At 31.5% G+C, this 1,687-nt stretch carries 1 protein-coding gene; it reads right to left on the reverse strand.

The window, feature by feature from the left end; genetic code table 11:
* Nucleotides 1-614: 614 nt before the first annotated feature.
* On the reverse strand, nucleotides 615-1,517 hold the full coding sequence (locus J7338_RS20455; protein WP_210798815.1) for a hypothetical protein: 903 nt from the start codon (nucleotides 1,515-1,517) through the stop codon (nucleotides 615-617).
* Between the last annotated feature and the right edge of the window lie 170 nt (nucleotides 1,518-1,687).

Raw genomic sequence — 1,687 nt, forward strand, 5'->3', positions numbered from 1 at the left:
ATCATTGACATGATAAGTATCTAAGAAAATGATTATAAGAACACACGATACTAAGCAATGAATAGCTAATCCATTAAAGCTTTCTGAAAAAACAATTCCAATAGGCATGAATAAAAAATAAATTACAAATGAAAATATATTTAACTTACTCATATTTGAAAGAATATTACAACCTCTTAAACTCAACTCCCCCACCCTATTTAAAGAAACATAAAAATAAATAACAATCAATAAAGTTAGAAAATATATTAGAAGCAAACCAATTACAACCCCCTCGAGTATAGAAAAAAATATAATTGATATGGTAATTATAATAAGTGCGCATATTACCTTTTGTACACAGAGGTTAGACCGCAAAGTGAAATCATCAAACTCATTACATATAAACTTCTTAAAATCTAATGTTATTGAAAAAACAATAGCTAAATAAACAGAAAATGTAACTAAGTAAAAATCACTAAAAAAGGATATACATAAAATTAAGAAAAGCGCTAAAGCTCTAAGTGTACTAATATTTTTTCGGAAATATGAAAATTTTGTGAAAATCATTTAAACACCATTGTTATTCTAATCACAACAGGCTTCTAATATTAGAAACCTGTTGCTATTAACTTTTAACAAGCTACAACTTGATATTCAATCCAACGAGTACAACCGCCACCAGTACAAACTGAATGATGACTTCGCTCAGTACATATGCTGCCGCCGCTGCCGCCGCCACCTAAGCCGCCAGAACCAGAACCATTATCGCCACTAGAATCACCATCCGAGTTCTCTTTTTCACAAGTTTTCAAGGTATTAAGTGAGTCTTCCCAACTTACGTTACAAGCTAACTTATTATCTTCATATGCTATTATTGAACCAACATATACAACAGCTGCTGCTGAACATATTAACTTAGTTGGGTCTATAACGCATGATGCGAGTGTTGCCATGCCTGAACCAACAAGAATGACCCCCGTACCTAAAGTGCATCTAAAGAGTGAGCTATGTCCATTATACGCTCTATTATTAAAATTAGACCTCTCTGAACTGCAAGATTCTGATGAAGTGCTCATCTGTCTCGAATCTGAAAACAATTTTGATGCATCAAACTGGTTATAACTATTGCTACCAAATCCACATGGAACTTTAATTTGACCATCATAACAGTCTTCTTCAGGTATTGTTGGCATATTGGGCGTTTTAGTAAAGCTTTCGTAATAGTCGCCTATATTTTTTACTTGATTATTAACTTGCCAAGGAGTTTTATATAAGTTTTTAAAAAGGACAGTTTCTGATTTCCGTGTCTGCGCACTATAACGTGTTATCTTACTTTCTTTGGGTTTAATGTGTATATAACTTCCATCTGGATAATTTAGCTTCTGCCCTTCTGAGTCTACTTTTATTTCTATATTATCTACTCTGCTTTTAAATATAAATAAATTTTTAGTCCCATTACTTGAAAGTGTTCCATATGTATTTTCTTTTATTAAAATTCCATAACGCGAAAAAGAAAAAGCGAATAATAATATCAATATAAAAAATTTTATTTCAGTCCTATAATTTAAAACTTCAAGAATGGCAGTCTAATTGGGCACAAACAAAAATTCAACATTAAATTTAAAATTAATTTATTTAAATTACAACATTAACATTGTCATGCCCAATGCCAGGGCGCGAGCACACTTTATTAATGATGTTAACA

This window comes from Pseudoalteromonas ostreae, assembly GCF_018069805.1.
GTDB lineage: Bacteria > Pseudomonadota > Gammaproteobacteria > Enterobacterales > Alteromonadaceae > Pseudoalteromonas > Pseudoalteromonas ostreae.